The organism is Xanthomonas prunicola, assembly GCF_025266575.1.
Classification (GTDB): Bacteria; Pseudomonadota; Gammaproteobacteria; order Xanthomonadales; family Xanthomonadaceae; genus Xanthomonas; species Xanthomonas prunicola.
Window position 1 is genome coordinate 3,725,090 of the sequence record NZ_CP096142.1, and the last position, 17,712, is coordinate 3,742,801.

A 17,712-nucleotide genomic window follows, 5' to 3' on the forward strand; every position below is an offset into this window, starting at 1 on the left:
GACGCAGGGGCGGGCGTCGAACGCACGGCCGGGTCGGGCGTCAGAAGTTCAGGCTGACCTGCAGGCCGAGGATGGTGGCGTTGTCGCCATCCAGTCCGCCCGGATGACGGATGTACTGCACGCTGGGCATCACTTCGATCCCGCGGCTGACGGCAATGTTGTAATTGAGCTCGATGGGATATTCGTAGCGCTGCACGCCGATGGCCGCCGCGCCCGCGGGCAGGCGCTGGTTGTAGCGGGTCTGCGCCGCACGCAGGCGATCGCTGAGTGCATTGCGGCCGATCGCCACGCCGACGCGGTCGTTGGGGCGCGCGGCGGACAGTCCTTTCCAGAACCCGCCGACGGCCAGCACCTGACCCACCGTGCTGACCTGGTCGTCGGCGTCGATGATGCTGGCGAACAGCCGCAAGCCGCCCCCGGCGCCATTGCTGGTGACCTGTTGTTCAACGTTGGCGTAGAACGCGCGGTCGGTGTCCTGCAGCGCGGCCGGATCGGTGCCGAGGCTGGTCGGCACGCCCGAGCGGGTGTAGACGCGCGGTTGATCGTTGCTGTTGCGGGTCGTGCCGATCCGGTAGTCGCCATCGATCCCGTTGCCGTAGTCGGGCTTGTACTCCACTTCGGCCACCAGCAGGGTACCGTGGTCGTCGCCGGAGGTGCCGAGCTTGAGGCCTTGGTCGGTGGATCGGTTCTGCGGGTTGGCATCGTAGCCGCCCACGCGGAAAAACCAGCGTTTGTCCGGGCTGAAAGTGACCACGCCGCCCCAGGCGCTGAGCGGGTCGCCATACCAGTTGTTGCTGATGTAGTTGGACGAGCCGCCGCTGCAGAAGGTCAGGTGCTGGTAGTTGCAATTCAGCGCGAAGAAGTCGGCGCTGGGATACAGGCGGCCGCCCTTCAGTGTCAGCCTGTCCTCGAACAGGCGCTGGGTCAGCGAGAACTGGGTCAGGCGTGTGACATCGCCGCGTCCGAAGATCTGCTGCGATTGCAGGAGCGTGGGGATGCCTGCGGTGTTGTTGATCAACTCGCCGTTGCGATTGGTGATCTCCAGCTTGAAATCGGCGCCGGACCAGCCCCACAGCCGTTGCAGATCGAAGTAGCCGCCCAAAAAGAATTGATCGGCATAGGCAGTGCGTTCGCGCAGCCCGCCGGAGGTGTTGTGCGCGGTCTGGCTGAAGTGCGCCAATTTGAACTGGATGCCGTCATCGGCCAGCCGGCTGCGCAGGCCGCCCCAGTCGCCGCCGATATGCTTGTCCGGATCGAATGCCTGGGCGCTGGCCTGGGTGCAGGCCATACCGGCGAGCAGCATCGTCAGCGCAGGTGTGGTGTGCCTGATCTTCATCGATTGCCTCGTGGGAAGGTGCGGCGCCGTGACGCCGGAACATATCTGTGGCAAGGGGGCGGCCGGGCGGGGCGCCCGGCCCATCGCAGCGGCTTAGCGTTTGGGGTAACCGGCCCGCTGCATCTCGCGCTCGGTGGCGGCCTGCGCGTTCTTCAACGCGTCATCGACGCTGATCGAGCCGGTGAGCGCAGCGGAAAACTGCTGGCCCACGGTGGTGCCGATCGACTGGAACTCGGGAATGGCCGCGTACTGCACGCCGACATAGGGTACCGGCTTGACCGTGGGGTGATGCGTGTCGGCGCCCTGGATGGCAGCCAGGGTCTGCTTGGCGAAGGGGGCGGCCTTGAGGTAGTCGGCAGTGGTGTACAGCGACTGGCGCGTCCCCGGCGGAACATTGCCCCAGCCTTCCTTGCCGGCCACCAGCTCGGTGTAGTCCTTGCTGGTGGCCCAGGCGATGAATGCCTGCGCCTTGTCGGCCTTGTTCGAGCTGGCCGGGATGGCCAGATTCCAGGCCCACAGCCAGCCGGTGGTCTTGCCCTTGCCCGCGTCCGGCGCCGCAGCAAAACCGACCTTGTCCGAGACCTTGGATTCGCCGGGATTGCTGATGAACGATGCGGCCACCGTGGCATCGACCCACATCGCGCACTTGCCTGCGGTGAACAGCGCAAGGTTCTCGTTGAAGCCGTTGGATGCGGCACCCGGCGGGCCGGCCTGCTTCATGACATCCACATAGGTCTGCAGTGCGGCCTTCCATTCCGGCTGGTCGAACTGCGGTTTCCATTGTTCGTCGAACCAGCGCGCACCGAAGGCATTGCCCATCGCGCTGATCAAGGCCATGTTCTCGCCCCAGCCGGCCTTGCCGCGCAGACAGATGCCGTAGATGCCGGCCTGCTTGTCGGTCATCTTGCGGGCGGCGTCGGCCACGAAGCTCCACGAGGGCTGCACCGGCATGCTCAGGCCGGCCTTTTGCAGCAGGTCGGTGCGGTACATCAGCATCGAGCCTTCGGCGTAGAACGGCGCGGCATACACCTGTCCCTTGTGACTGACCGCGTCGCGGATCTGCGGGATCAGATCGTCCACCTGATAGTCCGCATCGAACGTCAGCGGCTTGAGCCAGCCGCGCTCGGCCCAGATCGGTACCTCGTAGGTGCCGATGGTCAGTACATCGAACTGGCCGCCCTTGGTGGCGATGTCGGTGGTGACGCGCTGGCGCAGCACGTTCTCTTCCAGCGTGACCCACTCAAGCTTGATCTGCGGATGGGTGGCGGTGAAATCCGAGGTGAGCTTCTGCATGCGGATCATGTCGCCGTTGTTGACCGTGGCGATCACCAGGGTGTCTGGCTTGGACGCCGCGCCGCCGTCGTGCGTGCCGCCGCCGCATGCCGCCAGTGTGGCGCTCAGTGCCGCGCCGATCAGGGTCTTGATCGAAGTGTTCATACCGATGCCTCAGCGTGAGGTTGGTTGAGTAAATGCCCGTGTGATGCGCATATGCCCACGGCCTTGCCGCGCTGTAAAGCACTTTCGATCGTGCAGCGCAGCATCGCCGCGCACGCCAACGTGCCCGTGCATGCCGGCAAATTTCAGCAATGAACTGCCATCCAGCCCCGCTGCGATTGCGCCGCTCAGCTGGCGAGCAAGGCCTTGGCGGTGTACTCGTCGGTGATCAGGCCATTGAGGATGCGGCCCTTCAGCGCGGCCTTGATCGGGCCCACCTTGGCGTTGCCCACGGCCACGCCGATCGACAGGCTGGTCGCCGGCACCGGATGCGGCACGCTGGTCAAACGCAGGTTGGTGCCTGCATCGATAATGTCGCCGGTTGCGGTGAGCGCCCAGCCGATCACTTCGCCCACTGCGCCCAGCCGGATCAGGTCCAGCAGTTCGGTGCGGCTGATGAAGCCATCCACATGCAGGGGCGCGGTCTGATCGAGCTGACCGACACCGACCAAGCGCAGATCGGCCTTTGCGGCGATCGCACGGACCCTGCGCACCGCCTCGATTCCCAGCAGCGTTTCGCGCTCTTCCTGCGAGGACAGAAACACCGGCAGCGGCATCGGGTAGTGCTGCGCGCCGGTCAGGTCGGCCAGGCGGGCCACTGCATCGAACGGACTGGCCGAGCCATCCGGGGAAATGTTGCCGACCAGCGAAACCAGCTGATGATTCCGCGTCTGCATCGCGGGGATGCGCTCCACTGCCGCGCGCATGGCACGGCCGGTGCCGATGCCGATGATGCTCGGGGTGTCGCTGCGCAGGGTGGATTCCAGCAGCGCCGCGGCACGTTCGGCGACACCGGTGACCAGGTGCGGGTCGGCCGGGTCGGTGGGCGCGACCTCGCAATAGCGCATGCCGAAACGGTCCTGCAGCTGCGCGGCCAGATCCATGCAGGCGGCGATCGGATGTTCCAGCCGGAAGGTGATCAACCGCTGGCTCAGGCACAACGACACCAGGCGCTGCGCTGTTGCGCGCGAGACCTTGAGCTTGCGTGCGATCTCGTCCTGGGTGTTGCCGGCGATGTAGTACAGCCAGCCCGCCCTGGCTGCGGCATCGAGTCGGCTGGTGTCGTTATCGGGGTTTGCCATCGTCACATCTGTCTGCGTGGAAGTCTCAGCCTAACGTAGTGCCCCGGCGCTGGGTTCCGATGGCACCCAGCGCTGCGGCGACGGCCGGCATGTCTGCGAACACCTGCGATGCGCCTGCGGCAGCGAGCGACACGGCGGCGGCCGCGGTTGCGCGGTGATGGCCGCCGCCGGTGAATCCCCAGACCTGCATCCCGGCCGCACAGGCGGCCAGCACGCCGCTGGGGCTGTCTTCGATCACCAGGCAGGACGCTGGCTCGACCTGCATGCGTGCGGCGGCGAGCAGGAACAGATCCGGCGCAGGTTTGCCGCGGGCGACCTGCTCGGCGGTGTAGATGTGCGCGCCAAAATGACCGGCCAGGCCGGTGACCTGCAAGCACAGGCGCACCCGTTCCAGATGGCTGGACGAGGCGACGCAGCGCGGTATCTGCAGTGCGTCCAGCAGCGCGGCCACGCCCGCCATCGGCTGCAGCTCAGTGGCAAAGCGTGCCAGCAACGCGGCATTGAGGTCGCGCTCGAAGGTGTCCGGCAGTGTGCGCTCCAGCGTCTGCACATGCGCACGCACGCTGCCCAGGCTGCGCCCGAGGAAGTGCTGCTGGACCCCGTCGATGTCGATGTCCACGCCGTGTTGCTGCAGTGCCTGGGCCAGGACCGCGCACGCCAACGGCTCGCTGTCGACCAGCACGCCGTCGCAATCGAAGATCAGCAGGTCGGGGGGAGCAAGCATGGGTGGAGTCCCTGGAGTGGCGCGGGTCCGAGTGTAGCAGTCGGGCAAATGCCGCTTGGCTGGGCAGAATTGCAGGCCGCGCGTCCGGGGCCGCTACGGCTGGCGCGGGGCGGCGACGCAGCGGCCGATCGCAGCCAGCCAACCTGTCCGCAGTGCATGCCGCGTTGCCGCAAACCGGCCACTGGCATAGTCTTCGCGCATGAACCCAGGCCCCACTGCCCAGGCGACCGTGGCGACGTCCCCGTCTTCCGACCCGGCCATCCCCGACTACGTCCTGCACCTCGAGCGCGCTGCCAGCTACCTTCCCAAGGAGCAGCTGCCGATCCTGCGCCGTGCCTGGGAAGTCGGTGCCACTGCGCATGCCGGCCAGACCCGCAAGTCGGGCGAGCCCTACATCACCCACCCGGTGGCGGTGGCCGGCGTGCTGGCCGAGTTGGGCCTGGACATGGAATCGCTGATCGCCGCGATCCTGCACGACACCATCGAAGACACGCCGCTGACGCGCGAAGAACTGGCGTCCGAGTTCGGCGAAGCGGTGGCCGAACTGGTCGATGGCGTCACCAAGCTGGACAAGCTCAAGTTCCGCGACCGCCAGGAAGCGGCGGCCGAAAGCTTCCGCAAGATGCTGCTGGCGATGTCGCGCGATCTGCGCGTGATCATGATCAAACTGGCCGATCGCCTGCATAACATGCGCACGCTCGGCGCGCAGAGCACCGAAGCGCGTGGCCGCATCGCCCGCGAGACGCTGGAAATCTACGCACCCATCGCGCAGCGCCTGGGCATGAGCCTGATCAAGTCCGAGCTGCAGAATCTGGGCTTCCGCGCCTTGTATCCGTGGCGCCACGCCATCATCGAAAAACATATCCGCAGCCAGCCGGTGGTGCGGCGCGAATCGATGGCGCAGGTGGAAGTGCAACTGTCGCAGCGGCTGGCCAAGGAAGGGCTGGAGCATCGGCTGGTCAGCCGCATCAAGACGCCCTGGAGCATCTATTCCAAGATGCACGAAGAGAACAAATCCTTCGACCAGGTGATGGATGTGTTCGGCTTCCGCCTGGTGGTGCGCACGGTGGCCGATTGCTATCACGCGCTCGGTGCGGTGCATGCCAGCTTCAAGCCGCTGGACGGGCGCTTCCGCGATTTCATCGCGATCCCCAAGGCCAACGGCTACCAGTCCTTGCACACCGTGCTGTTCGGACCGTACGGCTCGCCGATCGAAGTGCAGATCCGCACCGAAGAGATGGACCTGATCGCCGAACGCGGGGTGGCTGCGCACTGGACCTACAAGGTCGGCTCGGCCTCCCCCAATAGTGCGCAGAGCCGCGCGCACGACTGGATCGTGGATCTGATCGATTCGCAGCGCGCCGCCGGTTCGTCGCTGGAATTCCTGGACAACGTCAAAGTCGACCTGTTCCCGGACGAGGTCTATCTGTTCACGCCCAAGGGCAAGATCCTGGCGCTGCCGCGCAATTCCACTGCGCTGGATTTCGCCTACGCGGTGCATACCGATGTGGGCAACCGCGCCGTGGCCTCGCGGGTTGACAAGAAACTTGTGCCCTTGCGCACCAAGCTGGTCAGCGGTCAGGCGGTGGAAATCATCACCGCACGCTCGGCCACGCCCAAGCCGCAGTGGCTGGAATTTGTGGTCAGCAGCAAGGCGCGCACGGCGATCCGTCACCAACTCAAGCAGCTCGAGCACGAAGATGCGGTGCAACTGGGTCATCGCATGCTGGACCGCGCGCTGGAAGCAATGGACTCCTCGCTGGAACGGCTGCCCAAGGGCCGCCTGGACGCTTTCCTCAACGAGCACCGCTATCCACGTTTGGAAGCGTTGCTGGCCGATGTGGCGCTCGGCAACTGGATGCCCAATCAGGCCGCGCAGGCGCTGATGGCTTACGCGGAATTGCGTGGGGGCGGCCTGTCCAAGCATTCGCACGAAAAGATCCTGATCGACGGCAGCGAACGCGGCGTGATCAGCTTCGCCAATTGTTGTCAGCCGATTCCCGGCGACGAGATCATGGGCTACCACACCGCCGGCAAGGGCATCGTGGTGCATCGCCTGGATTGCCCGAACCTGGCCGAGCTGCGCAAGTCGCCCGAGCGTTGGGTGCCGATCGATTGGGACTCCAATGTGACTGGCGACTACGACACCGCGCTTGTGGTCGAAGTGGAAAACCGCACCGGCGTGCTGGCCCAGCTGGCTGCGGCGATTGCGCAGAGCCAGTCCAATATCGAGCGCGTGGATTACCTGGACCGCGATTTCAACGCGGCGGTGCTGCGCTTCAACATCCAGGTCCGCGACCGCCGCCACCTGGCCGAAGTGATGCGCCGGCTGCGGCGCCTGCATGTGGTGCAGAGCGTGGGGCGGCAGTAGAAGCGGCGAACAAACCGTAGCGAGCAGTCTCAGGTGGCTGTAGGCGTCGCGCTCAAAGCCGGCGTGTACGCGTGGTCCATGCCGCACCGGGCACCGGCCGCACCCGCCGGGCGGTGCGCACAGTCGTGTTGCCAGTTGCTTTGAATCCGGTCCTGGCGTTGGACATTGGCTGCGCCGCCGTGCGTCTGTGACAGTGCACGCGGCTTGCCCGGCTCAGGCGATCAAACGGCGCAGCGCAGGGTTGTCGTTATCCTGTTTCCACACCAGGTGCAGCTCCACCGGCGTGGCCGGGGTGTCCTCGCGCAGCGGCAGGTACACGATGCCGGCGTAACGCAGGCCGCTGGCGCCTTCGGGCACCAGCGCCATGCCCATGCCGCCGCGTACCAGCGCCAGCACCGAATGGATCTGGCTGACGTACTGCACCGAGCGCGGCGCGATGCCGCGCGCACCGAACAATTGCGCCAGCAGATCGTAGAAGTAACGCGCCTCGTCCGGTGCGTAATTGACCAGCGGCTGGCCGTGGAAATCCTGCAGACGCAGGCTGTCGCGGTGCGCCAGCGGCGCGTCTTCCGGCAGCGCGGCGATCAGCGGTTCGCGTGCCACGCAGCGGCTATGCAGGCCCTGGCGTTGGATCGGCGGGCGCAACAGTCCGATATCCAGCCGGCCTGCATCCAGTGCGTCCAGTTGCGCCAGGCTGACCATCTCCTTGAGTTGCAGATCCACATCCGGCGCTTGCCTGCGCCACCGCGCGATGGCCTCGGGCAGGAAGCGGTAACTGGCACCGGCGGTGAAACCCACCGACACGTTGCCGGCATCGCCGGTGCCGATCCGGCGTGCGCGCAGGCCGGCGTTTTCGGCCATGCGCAGGATCGCGCGCGCTTCGGCAAGCAAACTGCGCCCGGCCTGGGTCAGTCGCACATGCCGGCTGTTGCGCTCCAGCAGCGCGGTGCCGACGCTGTGCTCCAGCAACTGGATCTGCCGGCTGAGCGGCGGCTGGGTCATGTTCAGGCGCTCGGCTGCGCGACGGAAATGCAGTTCGTCGGCGACGGCGACAAAGCAACGCAGCTGCTGCAGATCGAACATGGTGGATGCGCCTCGCATGGCAAAACAGGTGAATTGGATGCTGCACCCGCAACATCGCTTCGCCGCCAGCGCCAATGAATAGGCTGTGCCCTGCCAACAACCACGTTGGCGGGCGCAACCGGCCATAATTACGCAGCGTCGAAAAAGCGTTGCAAAGCAGCCATTTGCGGCGCACTACGTCGATTGATGATGTAATTGATTCAATTTGTGTATCAAACAATACGTCCTTTGATTTGGACCGGCAACGATCTGCGTTTCTAGGATCAACCGCATCCCCCGCCCAGGAGCGTTTGTCCGATGAGCAGCAGATACACCCCGTCCGAAATGGCCCAAGCGCTGGGCGCCGGGCTGTTGTCGTTTCCGGTGACCCATTTCGATGCCGACCTGGCCTTCGACGAACCCGCCTACCGCAGCAATCTGGACTGGCTGTCTTCGCACCCGGCCGCCGGGCTGTTTGCCGCCGGCGGCACCGGCGAACTGTTTTCGCTGACGCTGGATGAAGTGAATCGCGCCGTGCGAGCAGCGGTGACCCAGACCGCCGGCCGCATGCCGGTCATCGCACCGGCCGGTTACGGCACCGCGATCGCCATGGAGATGGCGCAGGCCGCCGAGCGCAACGATGCCGACGGCATCCTGCTGTTTCCGCCGTACCTCACCGAGTGCGATGCCGATGGCGTGGCCGACCATGTCGAGCGCGTCTGCAAGGCGACCAGGCTGGGCGTGATCGTCTACGGCCGCGCCAACGCCAAGCTCGACGACGTGACGCTGGCGCGGGTGGCCGAGCGTTGCCCCAACCTGGTGGGCTACAAGGACGGCATCGGCGATGTGGATCGCATGACCCGCATCTACGCACGCCTTGGCGACCGATTGCTGTACGTGGGCGGACTGCCCACCGCCGAAACCTTCGCGCTGCCGTATCTGGAAATGGGCGTGACCACGTATTCGTCGGCCATCTTCAATTTCCTGCCCGAGTGGGCGCTGGCGTTTTATGCAGCGGTGCGTGCGCGCGACCACGTCACCATCTACCACGAGCTCAATGACTTCGTGTTGCCGTACACCGTGCTGCGCAATCGCCGCGCCGGTTATGCGGTGTCGATCGTCAAGGCCGGCATGCGCGCGGTCGGCCGCCCGGCCGGTCCGGTCCGCACGCCGCTGGCCGACCTCAACGAGGACGAATTCGCCCAGCTCAAGCAACTGATCGGAGGACGCCGCTGATGCACAGCATCACGGGCCAATCGCTGATCGGGCAGCGCGACGTGCGCGGCGCGGGGGAGCAATTTCATGCGGTGGATGCGGCCAGCGGTGCGGCATTGCAGCCGGCATTCGGCTCGGTGAGCGCACAGGATCTGGAACAGGCCTGTGCGTTGGCGCAGGCGGCGTTCGATCGTTACCGCGAAACGACGCTGGACGCGCGCGCAGTCTTCCTGGAAACCATCGCCGAGCAGATCCTGGCGCTGGGCGATGCCTTGATCGAACGCGCCATGCACGAAAGCGGCCTGCCGCGCCCGCGCCTGGAAGGCGAGCGGGGGCGCACGGTGGGGCAGCTGCGCCTGTTCGCCACCGTGGTGCGCGAAGGAAGCTGGCTGCAGGCGCGGATCGACCCGGCGCTGCCGCAACGCACGCCATTGCCGCGTGCGGATCTGCGGCAGCGGCATATCGCGCTGGGGCCGGTGGCGGTGTTCGGTGCCAGTAATTTCCCGCTGGCATTCTCGGTGGCCGGTGGCGATACCGCCTCGGCACTGGCGGCCGGCTGCCCGGTGGTGGTCAAGGCGCACAGCGCGCATCCGGGGACTTCGGAATTGGTGGGCCGTGCGATCCAGGCGGCGGTGGTGCAATGCGGTCTGCCCGAGGGCGTGTTCTCGCTGCTGTTCGACGCCGGCATCGAGATCGGTGCACGACTGGTCGCCGACGCGCGCATCAAGGCGGTGGGTTTCACCGGCTCGCGGGCCGGCGGCATGGCGCTGGTCAAGATTGCCGCCGCACGCCGCGAGCCGATTCCGGTGTATGCGGAGATGAGCGCGACCAATCCGGTGTATCTGTTGCCGCAGGCGCTGCAGACGCGCGCATCGGATCTGGGCAAAGCGTTCGTCGGCTCGCTGACCCTGGGCAGCGGGCAGTTCTGCACCAATCCCGGCTTGCTGCTGGCGATCGATGCGCCGGCGCTGGATGCATTTGTCGCCTCCGCAACGCAAACGCTGCAGGCCGTGTCGCCGGCAGCGATGCTCACCGCAGGCATTGGCCAGGCTTACGCGCAAGGCGTCCAGCGTCTGGCCGCGCACCCGCAGGTCAGCACACTGGCACGCGGCGCTGCGGCGGACGCCGGGCGCTGCCCGGCGGCGTTGTTCGGCACCGACGCCGATGCCTTCCTGGCCGATGAAGCGCTGCAGGCCGAAGTCTTCGGCGCCTCGTCGCTGCTGGTGCGTTGCAGGGACATCGAACAGCTACGTGCGCTGAGCGAGCACCTGGACGGCCAGCTCACCGCCACCTTGCACATGGAGGCGGGCGATACCGAACTGGCCGCCGCCTTGCTGCCGGTGCTGGAGCGCAAGGCCGGACGCATCCTGGTCAACGACTGGCCCACCGGCGTGGAGGTCTGCCACGCGATGGTGCACGGCGGCCCGTTCCCGGCCACCTCCGACAGCCGCAGCACCTCGGTCGGCACGCTGGCAATCGATCGCTTCCTGCGCCCGGTCTGCTACCAGGATCTGCCGGCGGCGCTGTTGCCTGCCGCCGTCGCGCACGACAACCCGCTCGGGCTATGGCGACGCGTCGATGGCGCGCTGGGACACGACTGACAGCTGCCGCAGCAACGATGCCTGAGGCGTGCCGGAGGAGGGTCCGGTACGCCATCTGCAGGCGCAACGTGGAGTACCGAAGCGCAGTGCGCTTCCATCGTCATAGGTGAGGAACGATGATGGCTATCGATTCAAAAACGGTCGGTTCAACGACGGTTCCGCGCAGGCGCTACCTGATCTTGCTGATGCTGTTCGTGGTCACCACGATCAACTATGCCGATCGCGCCACCTTGTCCATCGCCGGTTCCGCGGTCCAGGATGCGCTGGGCATCGACGCGTTGCAGATGGGCTTCATTTTTTCTGCGTTCGGTTGGGCGTATGTGGCCGGGCAGATTCCCGGCGGCTGGTTGCTCGATCGCTTTGGCTCGCGGCGCGTATACGGCCTGTCGCTGCTGATCTGGTCCTTGTTCACCGCGCTGCAGGGCTTTATCGACTGGGTGCCGGTGACCTGGGCGGTCACCATGCTGTTCGTGCTGCGCTTTCTGGTCGGCATTGCCGAAGCGCCCTCGTTCCCGGGCAATAGCCGCATCGTGGCGGCCTGGTTTCCCACTGCAGAGCGCGGCCTGGCTGCGTCGATCTTCAATTCCGCGCAGTACTTCGCCACGGTGGCGTTCGCGCCGTTGATGGGCTGGCTGGTGCACGCCTGGGGCTGGGAGCATGTGTTTCTGGTGATGGGCGCGGCGGGCGTGTTGCTGGCGCTGGTGTGGCGCAAGACCATCTATGCCCCGCGCGAACATCCCCGCCTGAGCGCGCAGGAGCTGGACTACATCCAGCGCAACGGCGCGCTGGTGGACATGGAGCAGGGCAACACGCCCGGCCGCCAGCCCAAGGGCACGCAATGGCATTACGCCAAGCAGTTGTTGTGCAACCGCATGTTGCTGGGCGTGTACATCGGCCAGTACTGCATCACCACGCTGACGTATTTCTTCCTGACCTGGTTTCCGGTGTACCTGGTCAAGGAGCGCGGCATGTCGATCCTGGAGGCGGGCTTCGTGGCGTCGTTGCCGGCGGTGTGCGGTTTCATCGGCGGCGTGCTGGGTGGCTATGTGTCCGACCGCATGGTGCGGCGGGGCTACTCGCTCACCGTCGCGCGCAAGACGCCGATCGTTGTCGGCATGTTGATGTCGGTGACGATGATCGGCTGCAACTACGTGCAGGCCGAATGGATGGTGGTCGGGCTGATGGCGCTGGCCTTCTTCGGCAAGGGCATCGGCGCACTCGGCTGGGCGGTGGTGGCCGACACCTCGCCCAAGGAAATCGCCGGCCTGTCCGGTGGCCTGTTCAATACCTTCGGCAATATCGCCGGCATCACCACGCCGATCGTCATCGGCTACATCGTCTCCACCACCGGCACCTTCGAGTGGGCGCTGGTCTTCGTCGGGCTCAATGCCTTGCTGGCGGTGGTGTCCTATCTGGTGGTGGTCGGCGAAATCAAGCGCGTGGAACTCAAGGCGCCGCCCGGCGGCCCGTCCATGCCCGTGCCCGCACCCGCACCCGCACCCGCACCCGCACCGCTGTGACCGTCCTGGGAGACTTTCGATGACTATCCACACCGCACCTGCAAGCATCGGCGCCACGCCGCGCATCACCGACATCCGCGTGGTGCCTGTCGCCGGGCAGGACAGCATGCTGCTCAACCTCAGTGGCGCGCACGCGCCGTACTTCACCCGCAATGTGCTGGTGCTGCGCGATTCGTCCGGACGCACCGGCGTGGGCGAAGTGCCTGGCGGCGCGGCCATCGCCGGCTTGCTGCAGGAGGCTGCGCCGCTCATTCGCGACCGCTCCATCGCCGAGTATCAGCGCGTCCTCAATCAGGTGCGCACTGCTTTTGCCGACCGCGACAGCGCCGGCCGTGGCCTGCAGACCTTCGATCTGCGTATCACCATCCATGCGGTGACGGCCATCGAATCGGCGTTGCTGGATCTGCTCGGGCAATTCCTCGATCAACCGGTCGCCGCCTTGCTCGGCGAAGGCCAGCAACGCGACGCCGTGGATGTGCTGGGCTATCTGTTTTTCATCGGCGACCGGCGCAAGACCGCATTCGATTATCGCGACGGCAGCGGTGCCCGCGATGACTGGGAGGCTTTGCGCGACCAGGAAGCCTTGACGCCGGCATCGGTGGTGCGCCTGGCCGAAGCGGCCTACGAAAAATACGGCTTCCGCGATTTCAAGCTCAAGGGCGGCGTGCTGCGCGGCGAAGACGAGATCGAGGCCATTGTCGCGTTGCACGCGCGGTTTCCGCAGGCGCGCATCACCCTCGACCCCAATGGCGCGTGGTCGCTGGATCAGGCCATCGCCCTGTGCCGCGACATGCACGGCGTGATGGCCTATGCCGAAGATCCGTGCGGTGCGCAGGATGGGTATTCCGGGCGCGAGATCATGGCCGAATTCCGTCGCGCCACCGGCTTGCCGACCGCCACCAACATGATCGCCACCGACTGGCGGCAGATGGGCCACGCCATCCAGTTGCAGTCGGTGGATATCCCGCTGGCCGACCCGCATTTCTGGACGTTGCAGGGCTCGGTACGCGTGGCGCAACTGTGCCGCGACTGGGGTCTGACCTGGGGCTCGCATTCCAATAACCATTTCGATATTTCGCTGGCGATGTTCACCCATGTCGCAGCCGCAGCGCCTGGGCGGGTGACCGCGATCGACACGCACTGGATCTGGCAGGACGGCCAACGCCTGACCCACGACCCCTTGCAGATCGTCGGCGGCCAGATCCAGGTGCCGGCAAAGCCGGGCCTGGGTGTGGAGCTGGACATGGATGCGCTGGAGGCCGCGCATCGCACCTACCAAAGCCTGAGCCTGGGCGCGCGCGACGATGCTGCCGCCATGCAGGCGCTGATCCCCAACTGGACCTTCGACAACAAGCGGCCCTGCCTGGTGCGCTGAAGCGCCCTCATGCCTGCTGCCGGAGCGCCGGCCGCAGCGCATGGCCGCCAGTTCACCGCAGGTGGAGAACCGAGCAATGAAAAGCATGATGGCAATCAGCGGCGCCGCGCTGCTGGCGGTCGGCGCGGCCGGGCGTGCGCGTGCGCAACAACCCGATGAGGGGTTCTGGAATGGCGCGACGGCCGAAGTCACCGCACTCAACTTCTATTACAACCGCGATTTCCGCAGCGGCGACGGGCAGGGCAAGCGTGCCGAGTGGGCGCAGGGGTTCGTGGTCGATGCCCGTAGCGGCTATACCCGCGGGCCGGTCGGCGCCGGCCTGGATCTGCTGGGGATCGGCGATTTCAAGCTCGATGGCGTGCGCGCCGAAGGCGGCACCGGCCTGCTGCCCAGCAACGACGACGGTACTGCGCGACATGCGCTGATGCGGGTGGCACCCACGCTCAAACTGCGCGCCTCGCAAACCGAAGTGAAGTGGGGCAGCTTCATTCCCAACGAGCCGCTGGTGCGCGCCAGCATCACCCGCATCATGCCGGAAACATTCCAGGGCGTGATGCTGGAATCCAAGGACGTGCCCAAGCTCGATCTGCTGCTCGCGCGCTTCACCAGCGCCTGGTATCGCGATGGCGATTCGCGCGTGCCCATCACCTTGACCAACAAGAATCGCCGTTTTCTGGGCACGCCGGATTCGGATGCGTTGAATCTGCTCTCGGCAACCTACAGCGTCGTGCCCGGCACGCAACTGCGCTATCAGGGCGCGGTGATGGAAGACATCTACCGGCAGCAGCTCTATAACCTGATCCAGACGCACACCTTCGGCAAGGACCAGCTGCGTGTGGATCTGCGGTATTTCCGTACCGATGACATCGGCCAGTCGCGTGCCGGGCCGATCGACAACCGCATGTTCAGCAGCATGCTGTCCTGGCGCACGGGCGGGCACGAATTCGGCGCCGGCTATCAACGCCTGTCCGGCCCCAGCGCCATGCCCTGGCCGGGCGGCACCGACGGCAATGTCTTCAACTGGACCTTCATCAACGACTTTCTCGAACGTGGCGAGCGCAGCTGGCAGCTGCGTTACAGCATCGATGGCAAGAGCATCGGCATCCCCGGTCTCAGCGTCATGGCGCGCTACATCAGCGGCGACCATGCGCAGCCGGCCACCGATGCCGGCGAAGGCCGCGAGTGGGCCCGCGATGTCTTGACCACCTATCAATTCCAGAGCGAGCGCTTCAAGCACTTGAGCGTCATCTGGTTCAACGGCACCTTCCGCTCAAATTACCAGCGCAATGTCGATGAAAACCGCTTGATCCTGCAGTACCGCCGTCAGTTCGACAGCCCCGACCGGTAGTGCACTCCACCCCACGCCTGCAAGGTAGCCCCACGATGTCCGCAACCCAGCACCCCACCTGTTGGCTCAGCATCCGCGCCCATGCGCGCGACAACGTCGCCATCGTCGTCAACGATGACGGCGCGCCGGCCGGGGCCACCTTCCCGGATGGGCTCACCGCCATCGAACACATTCCGCAGGGCCACAAGATGGCGCTACGCGACCTGGCCGCCGGCGCGCCGGTGATCCGCCTGGGCGCGGTGATCGGCACCGCCAATGCCGACATCGCACGCGGGGCCTGGGTGAGCGAGCAATTGCTGGCGATGCCCGAAGCGCCCGATCTGGCCGCGCTGGATCTGTCGCTGCAGCCGGCACCCGTACCCGCGCCCTTGGATGGCTACACCTTCCAGGGCTATCGCAACCGTGATGGCAGTGTCGGCACGCGCAACATCCTGGGCATCATGACCAGCGTGCAGTGCGTGGTGGGCGTGCTCGGCCACGCGGTGGAGCGCATCCGCACCGAGCTGCTGCCCAAGTATCCCAATGTCGACGATGTGGTGGCGATCAATCACGTCTACGGTTGCGGCGTGGCGATCACCGCGCCGGAGGCCATCATCCCCATCCGCACGCTGCGCAATATCGGGCGCAGCCCCAACTTCGGCGGGCAGGCGCTGATCGTGGGCCTGGGCTGCGAGAAACTCGCGCCCGAGCGCCTGCTGCCGGACGATGCCAGCGCCGACGACAGCGGCGTCTACCGTCTGCAGGAAGCCAGCCTGGGCTTTGCCGACATGGTCGGTTCGATCATGGCCATGGCCGAAGAACGCCTGCGCCATCTGGACCTGCGTCGGCGCGAAACCGTGCCGGCCAGCGAGCTGGTGGTAGGCATGCAATGCGGCGGCAGCGATGCGTTTTCCGGCGTCACCGCCAACCCGGGCCTGGGCGTGGCCGCCGACCTGCTGGTACGCGCCGGTGCCACGGTGATGTTTTCGGAAAACACCGAAGTGCGCGATGGCATCCACCTGCTGGTGCCGCGCGCGGCCAATGCCGATGTCGCCAAGGCACTGGTACGCGAAATGGCCTGGTACGACGCTTACCTGGCGCGCGGTCAGGCCGACCGCAGCGCCAACACCACCCCGGGCAACAAGAAAGGCGGGCTGGCCAACATCGTGGAGAAGGCGATGGGCTCGATCGCCAAGTCCGGCTCCTCGGCGATCAACGGCGTGGTGCCGCCCGGCGAGCGGGTCAAGGGGCGCGGGCTGCAGTATTGCGCCACCCCGGCCAGCGATTTCGTCTGCGGCACCTTGCAGGTTGCGGCGGGCATGAACCTGCACGTATTCACCACCGGGCGTGGAACGCCCTACGGCCTGGGCATGGTGCCGGTGATCAAGGTGGCTACCCGCAGCGAATTGGCGCAGCGCTGGTCCGACCTGATGGACATCGATGCCGGCGGCGTGGCGACCGGCGCCAAGACGCTGGAGCAATTGGGCTGGGAGTTGTTCCGGCGCTATCTGGACGTGGCCAGCGGCCAGCGCACCTGGACCGAGCAACACCGCCTGCACAACGATCTGGCCTTGTTCAATCCGGCGCCGATCACCTAGCCCTGCCGGTTTTCCGCAGTGCTAGGTGGCGCAGCGCTCAGGGCGACTGTTGCGCCGCCGCGCAGGGGGCGATGTTTCCGAGTCGGTAGGAACGATGCGGGGCTGCACGTCTCTCGGTGTCGTGACTGCCCCCGCGCGTCGTGACGACCGTGCGCCACAGGTCGCACCCCCGGAGCATCGCGGCGCCGCAGCGCTGCCGCACCACAGCGCAACGCACCTGGCGTGGCTTCGCCCGGACCCTCACCAACCCCTCTTCCCGCAGGAGAGGGGTCAGCGTTTCCAGCAGAACAGGGGGCTAGCTTCCAGTAGAAGAGGAGCGCGCCGTTCCCTTCTCCCCCCGGGAGAAGTTGCCCTGTAGGGGCGGATGAGGGCACGTGCGCAGCCTCGTGCTCCGTCGCGCAGCCTTCAGCGGCGCACACGCACAGCCTCACCAACGCCATCGCGCGCGCGGGCGAGAGCAAGCAGACACCAGCCCATTGCAAGATGCCCAGCCCACCGGGCAACACGCCGCTACGCCAGCGGCCAACGCCTGCGCGCCGTCACCGCTCACGCCCCCATTCGCCCGGCAATGGCAGGCGCCGATACAATGCGCGTTCGTTTTCAGTGTTGACGGAGTCGCCATGTCCCAGATCATCCATACCGACCAGGCGCCTGCCGCCATCGGCCCTTACTCGCAGGCAGTGCGCGCCGGCAACACGGTGTATTTCTCCGGCCAGATCCCGCTGGATCCGGCCACCGGCGAGATCGTACCGGGCGATATCGGTGCGCAGGCGCGCCGCGCGTTCGATAACCTCAAGGCGGTGGCCGAGGCCGCCGGTGGCTCGCTCGACAAGATCGTCCGTCTGGGTCTGTACTTGACCGATCTGGGTCAGTTCGCCGCCGTCAATGCGGTGATGCAAGAGTATTTCCAGGCCCCCTTCCCGGCCCGTTCCACCATCGAAGTCTCCGGCCTGCCGAAGGGCGCCGGTTTCGAAGTGGATGCGGTGATGGTGCTCGAGTGATCCAGC

Annotated in this window: 13 protein-coding genes; 8 read left to right on the top strand and 5 right to left on the bottom strand. The window is 66.3% G+C overall.

Going from position 1 to position 17,712, the window contains the following annotated elements; all coding sequences use genetic code 11:
- Window positions 1-40: 40 nt before the first annotated feature.
- The 4 genes from M0D43_RS16025 to M0D43_RS16040 all read right to left on the bottom strand — a co-directional run bounded on the left by M0D43_RS16025 (window position 41) and on the right by M0D43_RS16040 (window position 4,636).
- A complete protein-coding gene (locus M0D43_RS16025) occupies window positions 41-1,336 on the bottom strand; it encodes a carbohydrate porin (RefSeq protein ID WP_252162188.1) in 1,296 nt (431 codons plus the stop codon).
- Window positions 1,337-1,429: 93 nt separating this feature from the next.
- A complete protein-coding gene (locus tag M0D43_RS16030; RefSeq protein WP_252162189.1) occupies window positions 1,430-2,773 on the bottom strand; it encodes an ABC transporter substrate-binding protein in 1,344 nt (447 codons plus the stop codon).
- A 185-nt stretch (window positions 2,774-2,958) separates the two neighbouring features.
- A complete protein-coding gene (locus M0D43_RS16035; RefSeq protein WP_252162190.1) occupies window positions 2,959-3,912 on the bottom strand; it encodes a sugar-binding transcriptional regulator in 954 nt (317 codons plus the stop codon).
- Window positions 3,913-3,937: 25 nt separating this feature from the next.
- Window positions 3,938-4,636, bottom strand: a complete 699-nt coding sequence (locus M0D43_RS16040; RefSeq protein WP_252162191.1) for an HAD family hydrolase — start codon at window positions 4,634-4,636, stop codon at window positions 3,938-3,940.
- Between the two features lie 199 nt (window positions 4,637-4,835).
- On the opposite strand from M0D43_RS16040, the gene M0D43_RS16045 reads away from it, so the two are divergent.
- A complete protein-coding gene (locus tag M0D43_RS16045; protein ID WP_260807358.1) occupies window positions 4,836-7,007 on the top strand; it encodes a RelA/SpoT family protein in 2,172 nt (723 codons plus the stop codon).
- A 213-nt stretch (window positions 7,008-7,220) separates the two neighbouring features.
- Here M0D43_RS16045 and M0D43_RS16050 read toward each other — a convergent pair whose 3' ends face one another.
- Complete coding sequence (locus tag M0D43_RS16050; protein ID WP_260813419.1) at window positions 7,221-8,090, bottom strand: LysR family transcriptional regulator; 870 nt, start codon at window positions 8,088-8,090, stop codon at window positions 7,221-7,223.
- Window positions 8,091-8,387: 297 nt separating this feature from the next.
- Between M0D43_RS16050 and kdgD the strand changes: the two genes are divergently transcribed.
- The 7 genes from kdgD (at window position 8,388) to M0D43_RS16085 (ending at window position 17,706) form a co-directional block, all read left to right on the top strand.
- Window positions 8,388-9,305, top strand: a complete 918-nt coding sequence (gene kdgD / locus M0D43_RS16055; protein ID WP_260807359.1) for a 5-dehydro-4-deoxyglucarate dehydratase — start codon at window positions 8,388-8,390, stop codon at window positions 9,303-9,305.
- Window positions 9,305-10,885, top strand: coding sequence for an aldehyde dehydrogenase (NADP(+)) (locus M0D43_RS16060; protein ID WP_252162194.1), 1,581 nt, complete (start codon window positions 9,305-9,307; stop codon window positions 10,883-10,885). The genes kdgD and M0D43_RS16060 overlap by 1 nt, the downstream gene beginning before the upstream one ends.
- 116 nt (window positions 10,886-11,001) lie before the next feature.
- A complete protein-coding gene (locus M0D43_RS16065; RefSeq protein ID WP_252162195.1) occupies window positions 11,002-12,405 on the top strand; it encodes an MFS transporter in 1,404 nt (467 codons plus the stop codon).
- A gap of 19 nt (window positions 12,406-12,424) precedes the next feature.
- A complete protein-coding gene (gene gudD / locus M0D43_RS16070; protein ID WP_252162196.1) occupies window positions 12,425-13,780 on the top strand; it encodes a glucarate dehydratase in 1,356 nt (451 codons plus the stop codon).
- 76 nt (window positions 13,781-13,856) lie between these two features.
- Window positions 13,857-15,128: an OprD family porin gene (locus tag M0D43_RS16075; protein WP_252162197.1), complete on the top strand. Its 1,272-nt coding sequence runs from the start codon at window positions 13,857-13,859 to the stop codon at window positions 15,126-15,128.
- A 35-nt stretch (window positions 15,129-15,163) separates the two neighbouring features.
- Window positions 15,164-16,705, top strand: a complete 1,542-nt coding sequence (garD, locus tag M0D43_RS16080) for a galactarate dehydratase (RefSeq protein ID WP_252162198.1) — start codon at window positions 15,164-15,166, stop codon at window positions 16,703-16,705.
- Between the two features lie 620 nt (window positions 16,706-17,325).
- Window positions 17,326-17,706 (top strand): RidA family protein, encoded by a 381-nt coding sequence (locus M0D43_RS16085; RefSeq protein ID WP_007967636.1) that lies wholly within the window; start codon window positions 17,326-17,328, stop codon window positions 17,704-17,706.
- Window positions 17,707-17,712 lie beyond the last annotated feature (6 nt).